We start from the raw sequence: 22,096 nt of genomic DNA on the forward strand, positions 1-22,096 counted from the left end.
ACAAAATGAATAAGTTTTTCTTTACGGTCTGTATTGTTTGCGGACTATCACCAATATTCTCGCAAACCTCACTTTTTGATGAGCATCAAAAATTTACAAGACAAGATTCTTTAAGAGGTTCTATTACTCCAGAACGCGCTTGGTGGGACCTCACCTATTATCATTTGGACATATCAGTGAATCCTGATAAAAAATTAATAAAAGGAAAAAATACAATTCATTATAAAGTATTAGAAAACCATAATGTACTACAAGTGGATCTTCAACCACCATTAGTTATAGAAAAAGTAATACAAGATGGAAAAGAACTAAAAGTAACCTCTGAAGAGAATGCCCATTTCGTTACACTTTCCAAAAAACAAATAAAAGGAAGCGTCAATTCGATAGATGTTTATTACAGTGGTAATCCAAAGGAAGCCGTTCGTGCACCTTGGGATGGAGGAATTTCGTGGAAAAAAGACAGTAACGGAAAACACTTTGTTGCTTCCTCTTGTCAAGGATTAGGAGCGAGTGTCTGGTGGCCTAATAAAGATCATATGTATGATGAAGTAGATAGTATGTTAGTAAGTGTTACCGTTCCAAAAGGGTTAATGAATGTGGGTAATGGAAGACTTCGTAAAGTAGAAGAGCGCACGCTCAATACTAAAACATTTCATTGGTTTGTGCAAAACCCTATCAATAATTACGGTGTAAATATCAATATTGGTGATTACGTACATTTTGGAGAACAATATGATGGAGAAAAAGGCAATCTTGACATGGATTACTACGTATTAAGGGATAATCTTGAAGATGCTAAAAAACAATTTAAAGATGCTCCAAAAATGATGAAATCTTTTGAGCATTGGTTTGGACCATACCCTTTTTATGAAGATAGTTTTAAATTAGTAGAAGCTCCATATTTAGGTATGGAACATCAGAGTTCTGTAACCTACGGAAATAAGTACGTAAATGGCTACTTAGGCAATGATTTATCTGGTACTGGTTGGGGATTAAAATTTGATTTCATTATTATACACGAATCCGGTCATGAATGGTTTGCTAATAATATTACCTATAAAGATATCGCCGATATGTGGATTCATGAAAGTTTTACTGCGTATTCAGAAAACCTATTTTTGGATTATCACTATGGTAAACAAGCTTCTTCCGAATATGTAATAGGTACACGTCAAGGAATTAGAAATGATAAGCCAATTATTGGAAGATATCACGTAAATAACGAAGGATCTAGTGATATGTATTATAAAGGAGCTAATATGTTGCACACCTTACGTCAACTAATAGAAGATGATGAAAAATGGAGATCTATTTTAAGAGGATTAAATAAAGATTTTTACCATCAAACCGTTACTACGAAACAAATTGAAGATTATCTAAGTAAAAAAACCAACATTGACCTAACAGCTTTTTTTAATCAATATTTAAGAGATACAAGAATACCTACTTTAGAATATAGTTTTGACGATAATGGATTAAAATACAGATATATTGATATTGTTGAAGATTTTGATATGCCCGTGCGTTTAAAAATAAACGGAAAAGATCAATGGGTACAGCCAAATACAAAGTGGCAAACGCTAAAAGTAAAAACAAATGAAATTGTAATCGATCCTAATTTTTATATAAATACCAAATCTATATAATGAAAATTTATTTTCCTCAATGGCAAGGATCTGGAACCGGTAAAAATATAGAAGATGGAGCCAAAGCCATCTTAGAGTATCTTAATGATCCAGAATTTGTTCATATCCCATTATCAAAAATAGCAGCTGGAAAAAATGGAGAAAGAAAACATCATATTAATAATTATGATGCAATCACAGATCAATTGACTTATCTAAAAACACAAATTGACCAAACACAACCAAACACAATCAAAACCATTGGTGGGGATTGTGGATTAGAAATTGTTCCTGTCTCTTACCTTAATCAAAAATATCCTAATCTAGGTGTAATTTGGTTTGATGCACATGCCGATATAAATAAACCTTGTGACTCCCCTAGCTGTAACTTTCATGGTATGCCATTAAGAACATTATTAGGAGAAGGATCTGATCATATGAACCCTTTATTGTTCTCTACAATTAAAGCGTCGCAAATACATTATGTCGGCTTAAGAGATATTGATGATACAGAACAAAGTAGAATTGATAAGGGAGAAATTTATGCCCCAAAAAATATAAATATTACAAATTTGATCGAAACTTTACAATCAAAAAATATTACAAAACTATATATACACTTTGATTTTGATTGTCTAGAACCCAATGATTATAGTAAAACATATTATCAGGTAGCTGATGGTGTTACCATTTCAGAATCTGAAACTTGCATAAAAGCATTACAAGAAAATTTCACTATCGTTGGTAGTAGTGTTCTAGAATCAATTACCACAGATATTTCTGAATTACACCCTATTGAAAAAATTATTAATTTATTAATGAATACCTAAAAACTATGTCAGGAGGTAATTGGAAAGATATGCTATTAGCATCTCAAACAGGTGATCTAGAATTGGTGAAATACTACGTCAAAATAGGAGTTGATATTAATTACCAACATCCGGAAGCTATGACAACACCACTTATCGAAAGTCTTAGGTTTGGAAATCTTGACATTGCTAGGTTTTTATTAAAAAATAACGCAGATGTACATGCTAAAGAAGGGTTTAGTGGAGATACTGCATTGTCAGTAGCAACCGAAAAGCAAGATCAAAAGGCTATAAACTTATTACAACCTTATCTAAAGCCATAAATTAACACCTAAAAGTCAATTCTTAATAAATGACCACATATATTATATCATTTATAGCTGCCATTATACTCGGGATGTCTAAATCTGGATTAAAAGGAATGGGAGTTCTTATTGTTACATTAATGGTATTAGTTCACGGAGCTAAAGCTTCAACCGGTATTGTGTTACCTCTTTTAATTTTTGCGGATATACTCGCTGTTATATATTATAATAGACACGCTCAATGGAAATACCTTATCAAATTTCTTCCTTGGATGATCGCTGGCGTATTGGTTGCTGTGTTTGTTGGAAAAGATCTTAGCGAAGATGTTTTTAAAAAAGGAATGGCAATTATCATAATCATAAGTGTTATTATTATGTTTCTTTGGGAACGTTATGAAAAGAAAAATATCCCAACCGCTATTTGGTTCGCTGGATCAACTGGTTTCTTAGCTGGATTTACTACAATGATTGGGAATTTGGCAGGTGCATTTGCGAACATATTTTTTCTTGCCATGCGCATTCCAAAAAATGAATTTATCGGAACCGCTGCGTGGTTATTCTTTATAATCAATTTAATCAAGTTACCTTTTCATATTTTTAGTTGGAAAACGATTACCTACCAATCAATATTTACTGATTTATATTTAATCCCAGGAGTTATACTAGGGTTTATAATTGGGCTAAAAGTGGTGAAACTTTTTAAAGATCATCAGTATCGAAAGTTTATTTTGATCATGACAGCTATCGGAGGAATCGTAATTCTATTTCGATAATTTAAATCCCATATCCATGTTATTTAAGATAACTTTCTCATATGTTTAAAGCCTTATGCATTACCTTTATAAGAAAAGGTTAGCTATGTTTACATTATTTAAGAAAAAATCAGAGAAAGAACAACTTCAAAAAAAGTACCGCTTGTTAATGGAAGAATCCTATAAGCTTTCCCACACGAATCGTAAGGCAAGTGATAACAAACAAGCTGAAGCCGAGGAAATTTTAAAACGAATAGAACAACTTTCTGAGTAATACAAACGTTTTAAAGCAAAAATGATCAGTCATATAACATCATATATATTTACTCTTTTAATGACATCTTCCTTACTTATTTTTGATTTTAATAAAAATAGCGATTTATCAAATTGGACCATAGTAAATGATGTCATTATGGGTGGTGTATCTAATAGTACTCTAGAAATTAATCCTGATGGAAATGCTGTTTTTTCTGGTACTGTTTCTTTAGAAAACAATGGTGGATTTTCATTGGTTCGGTATCGTTTTGAAACTTTAAAAGTACAAGGATATACTAAGGCCATAATCAGACTAAAAGGAGATCCAACTACATATCAGTTTAGAGCTAAAACTAATTCTAATGATCGATATTCTTACATAGCAATTTTTGAGACTACCGGTGAATGGCAAACTATTGAAATCTCATTATCCGAAATGTATCCGGCATTTAGAGGAAGAAAATTAGATCTTCCTAATTATCAAACTGAACAAATGCAAGAAGTTGCTTTTCTGATTGGCAACAAAAAAGAAGAAAAATTCGAACTAGTAATTGATATAATAGAATTAAAATAAACAACCACTAACTCTTCTATTCATTTCACTTTCAACAACTTCATCTGTAATGACATCACTTTTTACACGACTGATTGAGAAAAAATATGAATAAAGGCTTTGGGATACTTTTTTTGAACATTCTAGTTTTTTTTAGCTGTTCTACTGATGACCAAATTCTATATGACCCAAATGCCGAAAGAAATCCTCCAGTAATTGCGCACAATGGTATTTTCGCTGACGCTGATTTATGTCAAGAAGCAAAGGATTTATATACTAGATTAATTTCTTCTACACAAAAAGGAATTGCTTTTGGAAGGCAAGAAGCTTTCGGAACAGGCAACAATTTTCCCATGCCTGATAAACTTGATAATGATTTTTTTGAAGTTGCTAATGATCATCCAGCGATTGCTGGTTTTGACTTAGAACTTATATCGCTTCAAAACACCTTAGTGATTGACAATTTTATAGAAAAATTTACTAATGCGGTAGTAGAGGCGCATGAAAATGGAAGTATTATCACAATGAGTTGGCACGCAGTAAATCCAAGCCATATCCAAGGTTTTGATCGAAGAGATACTGTAGTCCAAGACATGCTAGAAGGTGGAGAATTTAGAGACCTTTTTTTAGAGTCTTTAGGAAAAGTAGCTGCTCTTTTTAAAAATTTAAAAGATTCAGAAGGAAAACCAATACCGGTATTATTTAGACCTTGGCATGAAATGAATGGTGATTTCTTTTATTGGGGCGAAGGCTTTAGAACTACACAAGAGTATATTCAACTATTTAGAGATACAATTACCATTCTGTCAGAAGACTTAAACGTTCATAATTTGATTTATATATATTCTCCCAATTGGGTCTCAGACCCTTCAGAGTATATGAGAAACTATCCTGGTGATGCCTATGTAGATATGTTTGGTGTTGACGTATATGACTTTATGAATGGGAGATTTTTACAAAACTCACTAAATAATTTGCAAATAGTAGAAAGTATCGCAACTGACAAAAATCGTCTTTTTGCACTTACGGAAACCGGATTAACTAATATAACTCAAGATACTTGGTGGACAGAAAGTCTTTATAAAGCAATTCGCAGTAGCAGTATTTCGTATGCTATGGTATGGCGTAATGATACACCTTCCTTTTTTCACGTTCCTTTTTTAACGCACCCCTCAGTTAATAATTTTAGAGATTTTGTAGAAAAAGAGACCATTTTATTAAGTAGCGAAACCAAATAAAAAAATATCATTTTATATTGATTCTAAGAAGTTATGCTTTTAAATCTATTTCTTTTAAACTCTCCATTCTATTTCTTTCTAAGAAAGCATCAATAGTTTCGAAATGCTCAATTACTCTTTTATTTTTAAACTCAAACACCTTATTAGATAATCCTCTTAAAAAATCTCGATCATGCGACACCAATATCAATGTCCCATCAAAATTTAACAGTGCTTCCTTAAGAACATCTTTGGATCGTATATCTAAATGATTCGTTGGCTCATCTAAAATAAGAACATTTACAGGTTCTAAAAGTAACTTAACCATTGCCAATCTAGTTCTTTCTCCTCCAGAGAGTACACCCACCTTTTTATCAATATGATCGCCACTAAACATAAACTGACCTAATATATTCTTAATTTGTGTTCTTACATCTCCTTTTGCAACTTCATCGACAGTCTGAAAAACAGTAAGATTTGGATCCAATAATGATGCCTGGTTTTGAGCAAAATATCCAACTTTAGCATTATGTCCTAGATCACATTGACCTTCAAAATCAATTTCTCCCATAATTGCTTTGATCATAGTAGATTTTCCTTCACCATTTCTACCTACGAAAGAAACTTTTTCTCCTCTCGCAATAGACATACTGGCATCTTTAAAAACTACATGATCATCATATTTCTTGGATAGTTCTTTAGCTATAACAGGATAGTCTCCAGAACGTGCAGATGGTGGAAATCTTAGTTTCAATGAAGAAGTGTCTATTTCATCTATTTCTATAATATCAAGTTTCTCCAGCATACGTTCTCTAGAATTTACCTGATTTGTTTTAGAATACGTTCCTTTAAACCTTTCTATAAATTGTTTTGTATCAGCTATAAATTTTTGTTGTTCCTGATATGCCTTTAATTGGTGAGAACGTCTTTCTTCTCTTAACTGAAGATAATGCGTATAATTAGCCTTATAATCATAGATTCTTCCCATAGTAACCTCTATTGTTCTATTGGTTATATTATCTATAAATGCCTTATCATGAGAAATCACAATAACTGCCTTCGCCTTATTGAGTAAGAAATCTTCTAACCATATCACAGATTCTATATCCACGTGATTCGTAGGTTCATCTAATAATATAAGATCTGGTTTTTGCAATAATATTTTAGCAAGCTCAATTCGCATTCTCCATCCGCCGCTAAATTCACTAGTTGGCCTTGTAAAATCTTCTCTCCTAAAACCTAGTCCTTGTAATGCCTTTTCTACTTCTGCATCATAATTTACCTCTTCTATTGCATAAAATTTTTCTCCAAGATCTGTAACTTTTTGGATGATTCCCATATATTCATCCGAATCATAATCTGTACGAGTTTCTAATTCTTTGTTCAATTGATCCATTTGATGCTGCATATCATGAATTTGACCAAACGCTTTAGACGCTTCTTCAAACACTGTACAATCATCATCTGTTAACAAATGCTGTGGTAAATAAGCTATCACAGCTTCTTTGGGACAACGTACATTTCCTCTGGTAGCTTTCTGTACACCTGCAATAATCTTCATCATAGTAGATTTACCTGCTCCATTTTTACCCATTAGGGCAATCTTATCATTTTCATTAATCACAAAAGAAACATTACTAAATAATGTCTCACCACTAAACTCTACAGCAATTCCATCAACAGAAATCATATTATCATATTTTTAAAGGTGCAAAACTATAAAAAAGCAGGTCACTACAAAGAAATTATATGAATATCAATTTCTACTACCTACTTTATCATTATTACAAATTGAAAAAAAAGATAGAACTATAGAAATCCATATAACCTTAATAATTAGGCATATTAATTAATATTAATGGAAATCTAACTATAAACCACCGGCCAACAAGGGAAAATAACCCTAAAAATATCGGGGTAACAACTACTCATAAATAGCTATTTACTCATTTTAAAACAACCACTTACATACTAATTTTGTTTTCAGAAAGACAATTCCGGAAGCCTTTCATTAATTAAATACTCTTAAAACCAATAATTATGAAAAAATCAATTTTTAAAACACTTGCCATTGCATGTACCTTTGGTATTGTGTTTGTAGCTTGTGAAAACAAAGAAGATGAGTTACAAGATGAACAATTACAGGAGTTACAGGAAACTCCTACCAAAAATGCTGCATACTTAGATGAATTAAGTGAAACTTCTTATGAGGTAGCAAAAATTCAAAAAGATGGGCACGAATATCATTTTATTGCATTAGGTGATGAAGATGAAATGATTGTAGCAGAGACATTATACGGAAATGCTTCTAAAAATGCTGAAGAAAGTCTGCATAGCATAGAACAATCTCCTTTTAATCTTTTTATTGCATTGACATCTAATTCTGTGTCCGTACCAGAACGCGTAGCAAAAACAGCGAAAGGTTTAGAATTAGAACAATCTGGTAGAAATATTAAAAAAAATGGTGCTTTATTAGAGATCAAAGATCCAAATTACGCAGAAGCTATAGACCAAAAAGCTTGCTATGATATAGGAGCTACTGATTTTAGAAATATTTATTGCGGTGGAGTTCCTGTTGTATCAACACCAACAGATATACGCTTCTGCGATAATGGATTATGGACTTCATTAACACGTAATTCTTATTATGGTGGTGATTGGAAAGAATTAGATGATACGTATACGCGTACTAACGTAGTTTGTGGATTAACCAGATTACAATTTTATGCTTGGGAAAACACAGCTTCTTGGCCTTTTAGCGATTGGAAATGGGTATTAAAATATCAGGTAGACTTACCGAATGGATACTGGTATTACTATTACTATACTTCTACAAATACTGAGAGACAAGTAAAAAGAACACGACCAACTAGTAGTGGGTCTTTTAGAGCCTACACTAGATTCTATTAGACGAACATATTACACAAAATAGTGAAACCCATTGTACATTTATGTTAATGTATAATGGGTCTTTTATTTCACTAAAATTAGTAACTTTCCGTTTAAAATTAAAACCCTACCAATCTCATGATTACCAAACCAGAACTATACTTTAAAAATGATCAAGAATGGCGTCGTTGGCTTCATGAAAATCATACAAGTTCTGAAGGAATATATTTGATTTTTTATAAAGTAGAAAGCAAACAACCAAGTATGCGTTGGGAAGAAGCTGTAAAAGTAGCACTCTGCTATGGATGGATTGATTCTACGGTAAAAAAACTCGATAATGAAAAAAGAAGACAGTATTTCTGTCCTAGAAAACCTAAAAGTGTTTGGAGTAAAGTAAACAAAACATATATCATGGAATTGATCAAAAACAATTTAATGCAGGATAGTGGTCTAAAATCTATTAGTATTGCAAAAGAAAATGGATCTTGGACAGCATTAGATAATGTAGAAAATGGAGTCATCCCAGAGGATTTACAAAAAGCATTTAATACTAATAAAATAGCATACACCAACTATTCTAACTTTGCCCGAAGTTATCGAAAAAGTTACCTTTACTGGCTAAATCAAGCCAAACGTCAAGAAACTAGAGATAAAAGGATTTTGGAAATTATCAAATTTTGTAAAGCTAATATCAAAACTAGAGATGGTGGTAGATAAACCAAATACTAAGAAATACCACTTTTGATCCCATGATTCCCTACATTCCATTAACAACACTTTAAGACATTTTGTTGTCTAATTCATTATTTTCGATTCAGATAAATCAAATACCATGCACAAACACATCATAACTACCCTATTCTTAGGGCTGTTTCTAATATTTAATACCCAAGCACAAAAAGACAAAAAAGAAGATAAATGGGATGTTTCTAATCCTAATGGTCAGTTTAATTATAAAGATCATAGTTTTACGACTGATGAGGGTACCTGGATGAATCTAGATGTAAGTCCCGACGGAAAAACTATTGTTTTTGACCTTATGGGAGATATTTATAGCATTCCTATAACGGGAGGAAAAGCCAAAACCTTACGTACAGGAATTCCTTTTGAAGTACAGCCTCGTTTTAGTCCAGATGGATCAAAAATATCTTTTACTAGTGATGCAGGTGGTGGAGATAATATTTGGACAATGAATTTGGATGGAAGCAATCCCAAGCAAATAACTAAAGAAAAATTCCGATTACTAAATAATGCCTATTGGATGCCAGATGGTAATTATATCGTTGCTAGAAAACACTTTACATCACAACGGTCTTTAGGAGCTGGAGAAATGTGGCAATATCATATTACGGGAGGATCTGGAGTACAACTAACGAAAAGAAAGAATGATCAACAAGACGTAAACGAACCTAGTATTTCATCTGATGGAAAATATATGTACTATAGTGAAGACGTTTATCCTGGCGGTTTTTTTCAATACAACAAGGATCCAAATAAACAGATTTATGTAATCAAACGATACGATTTTGAAACTGGAAAAACCACAAGAATAACTGGTGGTCCTGGAGGAGCTGCAAGACCACAAATTTCAAGAGATGGAAAAAAACTAGCATTTGTAAAACGAGTACGAACTAAGACAGTATTATATATCCATGATTTAGAAACTGGTGAAGAATGGCCCATTTATGATCAATTAAATAAAGATCAACAAGAAGCTTGGGCAATTTTTGGGGTTTACCCCAATTTTAGTTGGATGCCAAATAACCAAGAGATTATATTTTGGTCAGCAGGAAAAATTCATAAAATAAATATGGAGAACTCTAATGTAACTAATATCCCTTTTACTGTAGATGCTACTCTAAAAATAGCTGAAACTGTACATTTTAATTCCCCAGTATCTCCAAAAGAATTTACCGCTAAAGTTATTCGTCATGCTGTTACCTCTCCTGATAAAAAAACATTAATATTTAGTGCTTTGGGGCATCTATGGAGTAAAAAATTACCTAAAGGAAAACCACAGCGATTAACAACGCAGAATACTGATTTTGAGTTCGAGCCAAGTTTTTCTCCTGATGGTAGAAACATAGTATTTGTAACCTGGAATGATGAAACATTAGGTGCTATTTGTAAAATTCCAATTACTGGAGGAACTCCTATAAAACTAACATCCGGAAAAGGTATCTACAGAACTCCTTCATATAACCCTTCTGGTAGTTTAATTACATATCGAAAAGAAGGAGGAAATAATGACCAAGGAAGAAGTTTTAGTAAAAAAACTGGTATTTATACCATGTCTTCTTCCGGAAGTAATTCGAAATTGGTTTTAAGAGAAGGAGAATATCCAACTTTTACGAAAGATGGAAAACGTATTTTCTATCAAACAGGAGGAACTTACTTTGGAAGTCTAACGAAAGAATTGAAATCAGTAGATCTTAATGGACAAGATAAAAAATCGCATATAAAATCAAAATACGCCAACCGATTAGTTCCGAGTCCTGATAATAAATGGATCGCATTTACACATTTGCATAAAGCCTATATAGCTCCTCTAATTATTAATGGAAAAACAATTGACTTAGACAATAAATCAACCTTAGTACCCGTGTCACAAATTTCTAAAGACGCTGGTATCAACTTACATTGGTCTAAAGACAGTAAACAAATATTCTGGACACTAGGAGATGAATATTTTTCAAATAATATTAAAGATAGGTTTATCTTCTTACCAAACTCTCCAAAAAAAGTAGGAGAAATAACCAGCAATGGGACTCCTATTGGTTTAATTACAAAAACAGATGCTCCAACCGGAAAAATTGCCTTCACTAATGCACATATCATCACTATGGAAGGTGACAATGTAATTGAGGAAGGAACTATTATCATAAATGGAAATACGATAGAAAAGATTGGAAAAACAAGTAATATTAGCATTCCACAAAATGCAAAAGTATTCGACGTTAGAGGAAAAACAATTATGCCTGGTATCGTAGATGCACACGCACACGTTGGAGCATTTAGGTATGGATTAACAACGCAGAAGCATTGGCAACTATATGCTAATTTAGCTTTTGGGGTAACAACTGCTCATGACCCTTCTGCAAATACGGAAACTGTTTTCAGTATTTCGGAACTACTAAAAAGTGGAAAAATGGTGGGACCTAGACTCTACTCTACTGGTTTTATATTATATGGTGCGGACGGGGATTTTAAAGCAGTTGTAAATAATCTCGAAGATGCCAGATCTTCCATTCGTCGAACAAAAGCTTTTGGAGCTAAATCCGTAAAAAGTTATAATCAACCTAGAAGGGATCAGAGGCAGCAGGTTATGCAAGCCGCTCGTGAATTAGAAATTAATGTCGTTCCCGAAGGAGGTTCTACTTTTTACCACAATATGAGTATGATCATGGATGGACATACAGGTGTAGAGCATAATATACCAGTAGCGCCAGTTTATAAGGATGTATATGAATTATGGAAAACTAGTAAAACTGGATATACACCCACATTAATTGTAAACTACGGAGGAATGAATGGAGAATATTTCTTCTACCAAAAAGGTAATATTTGGGAAAATGAAAAATTATTAAAATACACACCAAGATCTATCGTAGATGCTAGATCTCGTCATAGAACAATGGTTCCCGATGAAGAATATGAAAATGGACATATTTTGGTTTCTAAAACTGCGACAAAATTGACCAATGAAGGTGTCAAAGTTAATTTAGGAGCTCACGGTCAATTACAAGGTCTTGGAGCTCATTGGGAACTATGGATGCTTCAACAAGGTGGTATGACCAATATGCAAGCATTGCAAGCTGCAACCATAAATGGTGCTAATTATATCGGTGCAGGTAATGATATAGGATCGCTTAAAGAAGGAAAACTAGCGGATTTAATCGTTCTAGATAAAAACCCTTTAGAAAATATTCGAAATACAGAAACAGTAAAATATACTATGGTTAATGGAAGATTATATGACACAGAAACCATGAATGAAATTGGAAATACAACAAAAGAAAGAACGAAATTTTGGTGGGAAAATTCTAAATCTAACAAAGCTTTTCCTTGGCACGAAACGGCTCAGAGTTTTATGAAACCAGGTTGCGGGTGTCATCTAGGTCATAATTAAAAAGAAAATAGACAATCAAAAACAAAAAATATGCAATTAGCACAGGTAAATATTGCTGAAATGTTAGCCCCTATTAATGATCCTATTATGGCTGATTTTGTAAATAATTTAGATCGCATCAATGAATTAGCCGAACAAAGTGATGGTTTTGTATGGAGGCTAAAGGGTGACGAAGGAAATGCGACTGCATTAACAGTTTTTGACAATCTTTTTTTGATCATCAATATGTCCGTTTGGGAAAGCATGGACGCACTATTTAGCTTTACGTATAAATCAGATCATGTAGCAATATTAAAAAGGAAAAAAGAGTGGTTTCATAAAATGCCTAGAATGCATATGGCATTTTGGTACATAGAAAATGGTCACGAGCCTTCTCCAGAAGAAGCTAAAGAAAGACTATACTATTTACAAGAGCACGGAGAAACTCCGTATGCATTCTCATTTAAAAGTAAATTCACAAAAGATGATGCTATCAATTATCAAAAACTATAAAATAGCCTTATGTGTAATTACACTTCTAAGCACTTTAAGTTGCTCTAAAAAGGAAAAAAAACATTACGATATTGTAATTTCTAATATAAATCTGGTAGAGATTGAAAATGGAAATATTACAACTAAAACTGTATTTATCAATAATGGAAAAATAATAAAAATAACGTTATTAGATAGTGTTGACACCTATAGAGCAAAAAACAAAGTAGACGGAACGAATAAATACCTTCTACCTGGATTTTGGGATAATCATATTCACCTTAGAGGAGGAGATTCTTTGGTAGAAGAAAACAGGAATTTACTTCCTCTATTTATTGCTAATGGAATAACAACTGTAAGAGATGCAGGTGGAGACTTAACATTAGAAATTTTAAAATGGAGAAAAGAAATAAGTGATAACACATTGGTTGGACCAACTATCTATACTTCTGGTCCTAAGCTAGATGGATCAAATGCCACTTGGGCAGGTTCTTTACCTATAGAATCATCAGAAGATATTACCAAAGCATTGGATTCTTTAGAAAAAATCCCTTCAGATTTTGTAAAAATATACGACAGCAGAATTTCTAGGGAAAATTATTTAGAAATATTAAAACAAGCCTCGGCTAGAGGCATCATATCTTCAGGTCACATGCCGTTTACAGTAGAGCTTAATGAAGCTGTAAATTCTGGTATCGGAGCAATTGAACATTTATATTATGTCTTAAAAGGGTGCTCTTCTCAAGAATCCGAAATCACTCAGGCCATTATTCGTAAAGAATTAAGTTTTTGGGATGCTATGGATGATTTAATCATAAGTTATAATGATTCAATTGCTCAACAAACATTTAAAGATCTAAAGAAAGCGAACACTTATGTTGTTCCGACATTACACATCGGAGACATCCTAAGTTATCTGGATGAAGTAGATCATAGTAATGATCCTTATCTAAAAATTATAGGGAAAGGAATTATTAAAACCTATGAAGGTAGAATCAAACGTGCATTAACGGCATCTGATGAATCTAAAAAATCAAGAAAAGAATTAAATACCTTTTTTAAAGGTTTAACTAAATCCCTGCAAGATGCTGATGTAAAACTTTTGGCAGGTTCGGATAGTGGTGCTTTTAACTCCTACACATATTCTGGAATTTCATTACATAAAGAACTAGAAGCAATGGTATCAGCCGGTTTAACCCCTTTAGAAGCAATACAGACCTCAGCATATCACGGATCTCATTATCTTAAAAAAAATGAAGTTTCTGGTACAATTAAAATTGGAAAAGTTTCTGATTTAGTTATTCTTAATAGTAACCCGATACAAAATATTAAGAATACTAAAGATATTTATAAGGTTATTAAAGGAAATAAAGTTTATGATCCTAAAAACATGTAACTTGATTAACTTATAATAATATATCTGATTTTTTTTAGGTCCAGAAAAACAACTATTTATGGATGCAATCAAAAAAATAAAACCATTAGGATTTACCTGGGAAACTCCAGATCCATTTTTATTCTGTGCTTATCATGAAGATCAATACCCTAAAGGAAATGAAGAATTAGGTCCAAATGCTTCTCTAGAAGGAAGAAATATTGGGCAAGATTTTATTATCAAAGATGGTTGGAGAATGTATCACGGTAGTAAAGTACCTGGTTTTCCTGCGCACCCACATCGCGGATTTGAAACTATAACAATTGTGCAAAAAGGACTCGTTGACCACTCCGATTCTTTAGGAGCAGCTGGACGTTTCGGTAATGGCGATGTGCAATGGATGACTGCTGGTAGAGGTGTGCAACATTCTGAAATGTTCCCTCTATTAAATTCCGAAGAGGAAAACCCCTTTTTACTATTCCAAATTTGGCTTAATCTTCCTAAAAGTAAAAAAATGGTAGCCCCACATTTTAAAATGCTTTGGAGTGAAGAAATACCCAAATTAAATATCGCTGATGAACATGAAAGGACAACAGAAATAACCTTAATTTCTGGAAAAATAGAAAATCAAAATGCTGCAGATCCAGCTCAGAATTCTTGGGCATCCAATTCAGAAAACGAAGTTTTAATAGCTACTATAAAAATGGCACCGAATGCCCAATACACATTTAAGAAGGCATCAGAAGGAATAAATCGTTCTATTTTCTTTTTTAAAGGAAATGAAATTGAAAGTGATGGATATAAAATCCCAGTAAATCATGAACTTGTTACTATCGCCAATAAAGAACTAACAATAAAAAATGGTGATAAAGAATCTCATTTCTTACTTCTTCAAGGAAAACCAATTAACGAACCTGTTGTTAAACAAGGTCCTTTCGTAATGAATAGTCAGCAAGAAATTAGAGAAGCCATTATAGAATACCAACAAACTCAATTTGGTAAATGGCCTTGGCCTAGCTATGATCATGTACATAATAGGTCTAAAGGACGTTTTGCCTTGTATCCTGATGGAAGTCAAATTATTAAAGACTCTTAAATACTCAAAAGCAATACTTTACACCTTTACAACTATAGTTTTAAAAGTAGTATCCTTTTAAAACTACTATTAAAATACTATCTTTATTAAAGGGAAAGAAAAAAGTTAAGTATTTAAACTGTAAATTCATATGCTAAAAAAAGTACTGTATTTCTTCCCAATCTTCCTTTTATTTTTATCTACATTATCATGTTCGAAAGAGACAGTTATCAATGACTTAGAAAAAGAATGGTTAGAGAAAAATGATAGTATTACTGTTGCCATATATCCATATTACCCGCCATATCAGTTTGTAAATGAACAAAATGAAATTGATGGTATTTTCATCGATTATTTAAAACTGATTGAGCAGAAAATTGATTACAAATTTCAAAAAAAACGTTATGATCATTGGCCCAAATTAATACACGATGTAAAAAACAATACCGTTCAATGTATATTAGAAATCCAAGAAACTAAGGAAAGAAAATCATATTTAAACTTTTATGCCCCATTATTTAAGTCCCCTCATGTAATTGTAACTAGAAGGGATGCTAATTTTGGAATTAACATTAATAGTTTAACGGATAAAACTATTGTATTACCTGAAGATTATGCCATTACAGAAATTTTAAAGCGTACTTATCCAAATTTTAATATTGTAACTGAAAAAGATGAACAAACCTGTTTAATTAAATTAAACTCTGGAGTCTATGATGCTTACATAGGACCTAAAGCTTTGGTTAATTATTATATAAGGATAAAGAAATTAAATGATATCGAAATAACTTCGGACACTAACTTAGATTATGAACCCGGTTTTGCCGTTAATAAAACTAACACAACACTACATAACATTTTTTCTAAAGTACTATCCAATATAACAAAAGAAGAAAAAGAATCAATCTTAAATAATTGGTACTATAGTAATGTTACCCCTTTTTATCAAACTCCTACTTTCTGGATAATGGTATTCTTAATTACATTATTATTGTTCATTTTAGGAGCTTCTTTCAATGCGTATTTAAAATATAAAATTAAACAGAAAACCGAAGAATTAATAATTGCAAAAGATATTGCTGAAGAAAGCAATCGCCTAAAAACAAATTTTATCTATAATATTCCACAAGAAATAAGAACTCCTATGAATGGAATTATAGGACTTTCAGAATTTTTAAATGATAACAATTTAAGTGCAAAAGAGCGACAAAAATATACACAAATGATTATTGGAAATAGTAAAGAATTACTATCAATTATCGATAACATTTTAGAAATTTCTCAATTACAAACTAAAAGATTTACTCTTAGGCTAATCGAAATCGATCTTCGAGATGTATTTCGTACATTAACTTCTCAATATCAAGTAAAAGCAGAAGAAAAAAATATTAAAATTAATATTAAAAGTGAACTTACAAATTCAGAAAATTTAGTTTTAATGGATCGTCCAAAACTAAACAAGATTCTGAACGTTTTTATGGATAATGCAATTAAATATACCGATAATGGATCTATTGATATTATGTACTCCATAATAGATGATTTTTTATCTATTTCTATTAAAGATTCTGGTATTGGGATTGAAGAAAAAAAGAAAAATAAAATAATTAATAGCCTAGATCCAACAAAAAACTCTATAAATCTAATCGAAAAAAATATTGGATTAGGGTTAGGACTTACTATTGCTAAAAAAAATGCTGATTTTATTGGTGGTCAAATTACAGTAATAAGTAAGGAGCATGAAGGAACCACGTTTTTATTAAAAGTTCCATATAATCAAGTCAAAAAGAATAGTTCAAATACAAAGAGGACGGATGATAAAAACTCCATTAAGAAAGAAAAGAATATCATATTAATCGCTGAAGATGGTGAAACTAACTTTTTATTCCTTAAAACAATTCTTACCAAAATGAACGATTATGATTTTACAATCTATAGAGCAAAAAATGGTCAAGAAGCTGTAACCATTTGTGAAGAAAATGAGAATATTGATTTAGTTCTTATGGATATTAAAATGCCGATTATGAATGGATATGATGCTACCGCCTATATCAAAAAAATGAGACCCAATTTGCCTATCATCGCTCAAACTGCTTATTCCATAGAAGACGATGTACAAAAAGCTTTGGATGCTGGATGTGATGATTTTGTTTCTAAGCCTGTAGATAAAAAAATATTAAGACCGATGTTAAATAAGTATTTCCCATTATTTAAAAGTAGAAATAAGACTTCTAACACTCCATAATATATGCTAAAAAAGATAACTAATATTTTTGTTTTCTTCTGTTTAATTATCGGAATAACATCTTGTTCTAATCAAGATATTCTCGACAAAAATGAAAGAGAGTGGCTGTTACAACAAGATACTATTTCCGTTGCAGTATATGCGTACTATCCTCCTTATCAATTTATAAATAAAAAAGATAGTATCGATGGTATTTTAGTAGATCACTTCGGTCTTATTGAAAACAAAATTGGTTATCGTTTTCGAAAAAAATATTATACAAATTGGTCAAACTTAATCGAAGATGCTCAAAATAAAAAAATTGATATCGTATTGGAAATGCAGGAAACTGCTGGACGAGAAAAATATCTAAATTTTTACACTAAATTTTTCGAAACTCCTTTCGTTTTAGTGGTTAAAGAAGAGGTCGATAGCACATTAAAGCTTAATGATTTTCTAGATAAAAGGATTACAGTCCCAAAAGGGTACTCTATAGACGACTATCTTAAGCAAAATTATCCCGATTTAAATATTAAGAATTATCCTGATGATATTACCTGTTTACTTAAATTACAATCAGGAGAAGCGGATGCATATATTGGCGGAAAGGCATTGGTCAATTATTTAATAAAGTCTGAAGGTATTACTGGGTTAAAAGTTATTACAGAAATTGATTACAGTTACATCCCCAGCATAGCTGTTACTAAAGACAATAAAATATTAAACGAAATAATCGCTAAAGCCACACGTACTATTACTGATGAAGAAAAACAAGAAATACTCGACAATTGGCTTTTTGATGTTGTAAAACCATTTTACAAAAAACCAAAGTTTTGGATCATTTCATCAATTACATTCTTCGCCGCTCTGGCAAGTATTATTTTAGTACATTTTTATTTAAAGTTTAAAATCAAACAAAGGACCAAAGAACTTCAAATTGCTAAGGATAAGGCCGAAGAGAGTAATAGAATTAAAACTAATTTTATTCAGAATATCTCGCATGAAATTAGAACTCCTATGAATGGGATTATGGGCTTTTCAGAATTATTGAAATCTGGAACAATAACAGAGGAAGAAAGGCAAGAGTATACTAAAATTATTATTGAGAGTGGTAAAGATTTAATTCACTCCGTTGACAATATTTTGGAAATTTCTGTATTAGAGACTAAACAAAGTAAAATTAGATTTACACCAACGAATTTGGAAGAATTACTTCTAGAATTAATCTCCGAATATTCATCTAAAGCTAATGAAAAGAACTTAAGTATTGAGTTAGATCACAAAATTCCAAAAGAAAAAAGCACAATTATTACAGATCAACCAAAACTATATAAAATATTGAGTGGCTTAATTGATAATGGTATTAAATTCACCCATACTGGTTCAATAATAATCTTTTCTTATCTTGTACAAGATTATGTTGCTATATCCATAAAAGATACCGGAATAGGAATAAAACCAAAAGATCAAGATATTATTTTTAAGAGTTTCTCACAATCAGAAAAAGAAATCTCTAAAAATTTTGGAGGTCTTGGGTTGGGCCTAGCGATTGCTAAACAATATACCGACTTAATCGGAGGAAATATTTCCTTTATAAGTAAAGAAAACGAAGGAAGTTCCTTCTTACTAAAAATTCCATATACCCCAATGCAGAATAACGCAGAACTAGCTACTAAAAAAAAAGGAGAAATAATTCCAGAAAAACATGTCATACTAATTGCTGAAGATGGGGAAATCAACTTCTTATTTTTAAAAACAGTTTTAACTAAGATGATTGATTTCGAATTTGTTATTTACCGTGCGAAAAACGGAAAAGAAGCTGTAGAAATATGTGAAGGAAACGAAAAGATTAATTTAGTTTTGATGGATATCAAAATGCCTATTATGGATGGTTATGATGCGACAAAGCGCATAAAAAAAATGCGCCCAGATCTTCCAGTTGTAGCTCAAACAGCATATTCCACCGAAGAAGATATAGAAAAAGCATTTTCAGCAGGGTGTGATGACTTTCTTGCTAAACCAGTAGATCAAAAAATATTGAGACCAATATTAGATAAGTACATTTCTATATTTAGAAATAAACAATAGTATAAATAATGTCTTTTGAACATCAGTATGCTGGTTTTATAAACAGCAACCTATTATGGAAAGATAACAGTCTTTTTGAACTTTCTCAGTTTGATTTACGCAACTCAAATAGTAATTCTTTCGAAGAGTTTTCTATTAACATTGCACCTAATGAAGTATTAGGAAAAAGAATTGAACACTTTTTTGAACATTACATCCATAGTACTAATGATTATAAATTGATATTAAAAGGTCTGCAGATATTCAAAAACAAGATAACTATTGGAGAATTAGATTTTATAATAGAAGATTTACGTAAAAAAAACATTTTACACATTGAATTGGTTTATAAATTCTATCTATACAACCCTAAAAAAAGTTCTATTATCTTAGAAAGATGGATTGGTCCTAATCAAAAAGATAGTTTATTAGAAAAAGTAACCAAATTAAAAGAAAAACAATTACCGCTACTCTATCATTCTGAAACTGTATTAAAACTTCGAGAACTAAATATTGATCCAAACAGAGTACTACAAAAAGTGTGTTTTTTTGGAAATTTATTTGTTCCTCTATCCTATCTAAACAAGAAACTTACTGATCTAAATAATAGTTGTATACAAGGATTTTGGATACATGAAAAAGATTTTACATCAGATAAGTATGGCTCTCGACAGTATTTCATCCCAGAGAAGAAAGATTGGGTCACACACCCAAAACATAATAGAGTTTGGAACTCTTATATGGCAATACTAGAAGAGCTTCAAATACAACTGATCAAAAAAAAATCTCCATTACTTTGGATAAAAAGTAATGAAGATTCTTTTACCAAGTGTTTCATTGTTTGGTGGTAATAATTTTATGATTATAAGTCATTTATATAACTACCGTATAAATCCTTAAACCTAAAACCTTCAGACAGTCGATATTTGCTTAATTTTTTATGTTCCACTAACCCCCATAACAAGAATTCTTTCATAAAATAGCTGTCTTTTTCATCTATATCATCTTGATACTTTTTAATGAGATTGTTTAACGGAATAATTTCATCTAATTTTTTCTTATAGTCTTCTTCAGAAATTTCATCCAAAAGCTCAAAACCGCTTTGTTCAAAAAACCAGTCAATCAACTCTTGATATGGGCTTCTCTCACTCTCTCTTTCTAACTTCTCAATTTTTGGAAAAAAATCGGCGAATAATGTTTTAATAGAATCAGAGATTAAAGTATGAGCTACAGATGCTGCTCCTTCTTGCTCACCTTCATATACTAACTCTACTTTACCTGTTATTGCCGGAACTACGCCCATAAAATCACTAAGTCTTAAAAAAGTGTATTCGTCTCCAGATTTAAGAGCTCTATACTCTGCAGTACTTAATAAATTTTCGTATGCAGTAATACTCATTCTAGCACTTACACCACTTTTAGCATCGATGAATTCACTTTCTCTAGCCTGAAAACTAATTTGTTCTAATAAATCCTTGGCTAAATCAGGCACATAGACCAGTGTACTTTGTCTAGAATCTAACTTTGCTTCTTGCTGAGTAATTGTTTTAGCAATCTCTATACTTTCTGGATAATGCGTTAGTATCTGAGAACCAATCCTATCTTTTAGAGGAGTTACAATACTACCTCTATTAGTATAATCTTCTGGATTTGCAGTAAATACAAACTGCATATCTAACGGCAATCGAAGTTTAAATCCTCTAATTTGGATATCTCCTTCTTGTAAAATATTAAATAATGCCACCTGAATACGAGCTTGTAAATCAGGTAATTCATTAATTACAAAAATACAACGATTGGCTCTTGGGATCATCCCAAAATGAATAACTCTATCATCTGCATAACTTAGCTTTAGATTTGCAGCTTTGATTGGATCTACATCACCAATAATATCTGCTACCGTAACATCAGGAGTAGCCAATTTTTCGGCAAACCGATCATTTCTATGCATCCAAGAAACAGGTGTGTCATCACCTTTTTCTTCAATCAATGTAACTGCATATCTTGATATCGGGTTAAACGGATCATCATTAATCTCTGATCCAGTAACAACTGGAATCCATTCGTCTAACAAATTAATCATTTGTCTTGCTAGACGAGTTTTTGCTTGACCTCGCAAACCTAATAAATTAATATTGTGCCTAGATAATATTGCTCGTTCTAACTCCGGAATAACAGTATTCTCATATCCATGAATTCCTGTAAAAGTATCCTCATTATTACCTATTTTAATTCTCAAATTTTCTCTAAGCTCGTCTTTTATACTTCTACTATGATATCCCGATGCTTTTAGCTCACCAAATGTTTTTATATTTTTAAAATCCATATTTTCTTTTCCGAAATATTCTTT

At 31.8% G+C, this 22,096-nt stretch carries 18 protein-coding genes; 16 read left to right on the forward strand and 2 right to left on the reverse strand.

Features of this window, described 5'->3' with window-relative positions:
- Positions 1-5 precede the first annotated feature (5 nt).
- The 7 genes from J8L88_RS14985 (at position 6) to J8L88_RS15015 (ending at position 5,537) form a co-directional block, all read left to right on the forward strand.
- Positions 6-1,646: a M1 family metallopeptidase gene (locus J8L88_RS14985; RefSeq protein WP_211061138.1), complete on the forward strand. Its 1,641-nt coding sequence runs from the start codon at positions 6-8 to the stop codon at positions 1,644-1,646.
- A complete protein-coding gene (locus tag J8L88_RS14990) occupies positions 1,646-2,455 on the forward strand; it encodes an arginase family protein (RefSeq protein WP_211061139.1) in 810 nt (269 codons plus the stop codon). The genes J8L88_RS14985 and J8L88_RS14990 overlap by 1 nt, the downstream gene beginning before the upstream one ends.
- 5 nt (positions 2,456-2,460) lie before the next feature.
- Positions 2,461-2,757, forward strand: a complete 297-nt coding sequence (locus tag J8L88_RS14995) for an ankyrin repeat domain-containing protein (protein ID WP_035084572.1) — start codon at positions 2,461-2,463, stop codon at positions 2,755-2,757.
- 29 nt (positions 2,758-2,786) lie between these two features.
- Positions 2,787-3,512: a sulfite exporter TauE/SafE family protein gene (locus J8L88_RS15000; protein ID WP_211061140.1), complete on the forward strand. Its 726-nt coding sequence runs from the start codon at positions 2,787-2,789 to the stop codon at positions 3,510-3,512.
- An 85-nt stretch (positions 3,513-3,597) separates the two neighbouring features.
- On the forward strand, positions 3,598-3,765 hold the full coding sequence (locus tag J8L88_RS15005) for a Lacal_2735 family protein (protein WP_035084574.1): 168 nt from the start codon (positions 3,598-3,600) through the stop codon (positions 3,763-3,765).
- A gap of 21 nt (positions 3,766-3,786) precedes the next feature.
- Positions 3,787-4,320, forward strand: coding sequence for a CIA30 family protein (locus J8L88_RS15010; RefSeq protein ID WP_051335999.1), 534 nt, complete (start codon positions 3,787-3,789; stop codon positions 4,318-4,320).
- Between the two features lie 86 nt (positions 4,321-4,406).
- Positions 4,407-5,537, forward strand: coding sequence for a glycoside hydrolase family 26 protein (locus tag J8L88_RS15015; protein ID WP_211061141.1), 1,131 nt, complete (start codon positions 4,407-4,409; stop codon positions 5,535-5,537).
- 31 nt (positions 5,538-5,568) lie between these two features.
- On the opposite strand, the gene J8L88_RS15020 is transcribed toward J8L88_RS15015, so the two are convergent.
- Entirely contained in the window at positions 5,569-7,206 is a 1,638-nt protein-coding gene (locus J8L88_RS15020; protein ID WP_027392118.1) for an ABC-F family ATP-binding cassette domain-containing protein, read from the reverse strand.
- Positions 7,207-7,556: 350 nt separating this feature from the next.
- Here J8L88_RS15020 and J8L88_RS15025 point away from each other — a divergent pair, with 350 nt between their 5' ends.
- From J8L88_RS15025 to J8L88_RS15065, 9 genes are all read left to right on the forward strand, one after another.
- A complete protein-coding gene (locus tag J8L88_RS15025; protein ID WP_211061142.1) occupies positions 7,557-8,426 on the forward strand; it encodes a hypothetical protein in 870 nt (289 codons plus the stop codon).
- A gap of 117 nt (positions 8,427-8,543) precedes the next feature.
- Complete coding sequence (locus J8L88_RS15030) at positions 8,544-9,122, forward strand: YdeI family protein (RefSeq protein WP_027392120.1); 579 nt, start codon at positions 8,544-8,546, stop codon at positions 9,120-9,122.
- 115 nt (positions 9,123-9,237) lie between these two features.
- The gene (locus J8L88_RS15035) at positions 9,238-12,534 is read left to right on the forward strand and encodes an amidohydrolase family protein (RefSeq protein ID WP_211061143.1); all 3,297 of its coding nucleotides are present in this window, start codon (positions 9,238-9,240) and stop codon (positions 12,532-12,534) included.
- Between the two features lie 30 nt (positions 12,535-12,564).
- On the forward strand, positions 12,565-13,026 hold the full coding sequence (locus J8L88_RS15040) for a DUF3291 domain-containing protein (protein WP_118385502.1): 462 nt from the start codon (positions 12,565-12,567) through the stop codon (positions 13,024-13,026).
- On the forward strand, positions 12,998-14,401 hold the full coding sequence (locus tag J8L88_RS15045; RefSeq protein ID WP_233557563.1) for an amidohydrolase family protein: 1,404 nt from the start codon (positions 12,998-13,000) through the stop codon (positions 14,399-14,401). The genes J8L88_RS15040 and J8L88_RS15045 overlap by 29 nt, the downstream gene beginning before the upstream one ends.
- A 58-nt stretch (positions 14,402-14,459) precedes the next feature.
- Positions 14,460-15,476 (forward strand): pirin family protein, encoded by a 1,017-nt coding sequence (locus J8L88_RS15050; RefSeq protein ID WP_211061144.1) that lies wholly within the window; start codon positions 14,460-14,462, stop codon positions 15,474-15,476.
- A gap of 130 nt (positions 15,477-15,606) precedes the next feature.
- Positions 15,607-17,700 carry a response regulator gene (locus J8L88_RS15055; protein ID WP_211061145.1) on the forward strand — a complete coding sequence of 698 codons (2,094 nt, stop codon included), beginning with the start codon at positions 15,607-15,609 and terminating at the stop codon, positions 17,698-17,700.
- Positions 17,701-17,703: 3 nt separating this feature from the next.
- Positions 17,704-19,767 carry a response regulator gene (locus J8L88_RS15060; protein WP_211061146.1) on the forward strand — a complete coding sequence of 688 codons (2,064 nt, stop codon included), beginning with the start codon at positions 17,704-17,706 and terminating at the stop codon, positions 19,765-19,767.
- 8 nt (positions 19,768-19,775) lie between these two features.
- Complete coding sequence (locus J8L88_RS15065; protein WP_211061147.1) at positions 19,776-20,597, forward strand: DUF1853 family protein; 822 nt, start codon at positions 19,776-19,778, stop codon at positions 20,595-20,597.
- An 11-nt stretch (positions 20,598-20,608) separates the two neighbouring features.
- On the opposite strand, the gene J8L88_RS15070 is transcribed toward J8L88_RS15065, so the two are convergent.
- Positions 20,609-22,072 carry a hypothetical protein gene (locus J8L88_RS15070; protein ID WP_027392127.1) on the reverse strand — a complete coding sequence of 488 codons (1,464 nt, stop codon included), beginning with the start codon at positions 22,070-22,072 and terminating at the stop codon, positions 20,609-20,611.
- Positions 22,073-22,096 lie beyond the last annotated feature (24 nt).

The sequence above is a fragment of the Aquimarina sp. MMG015 genome, assembly GCF_018100855.1.
Classification (GTDB): Bacteria; Bacteroidota; Bacteroidia; order Flavobacteriales; family Flavobacteriaceae; genus Aquimarina; species Aquimarina latercula.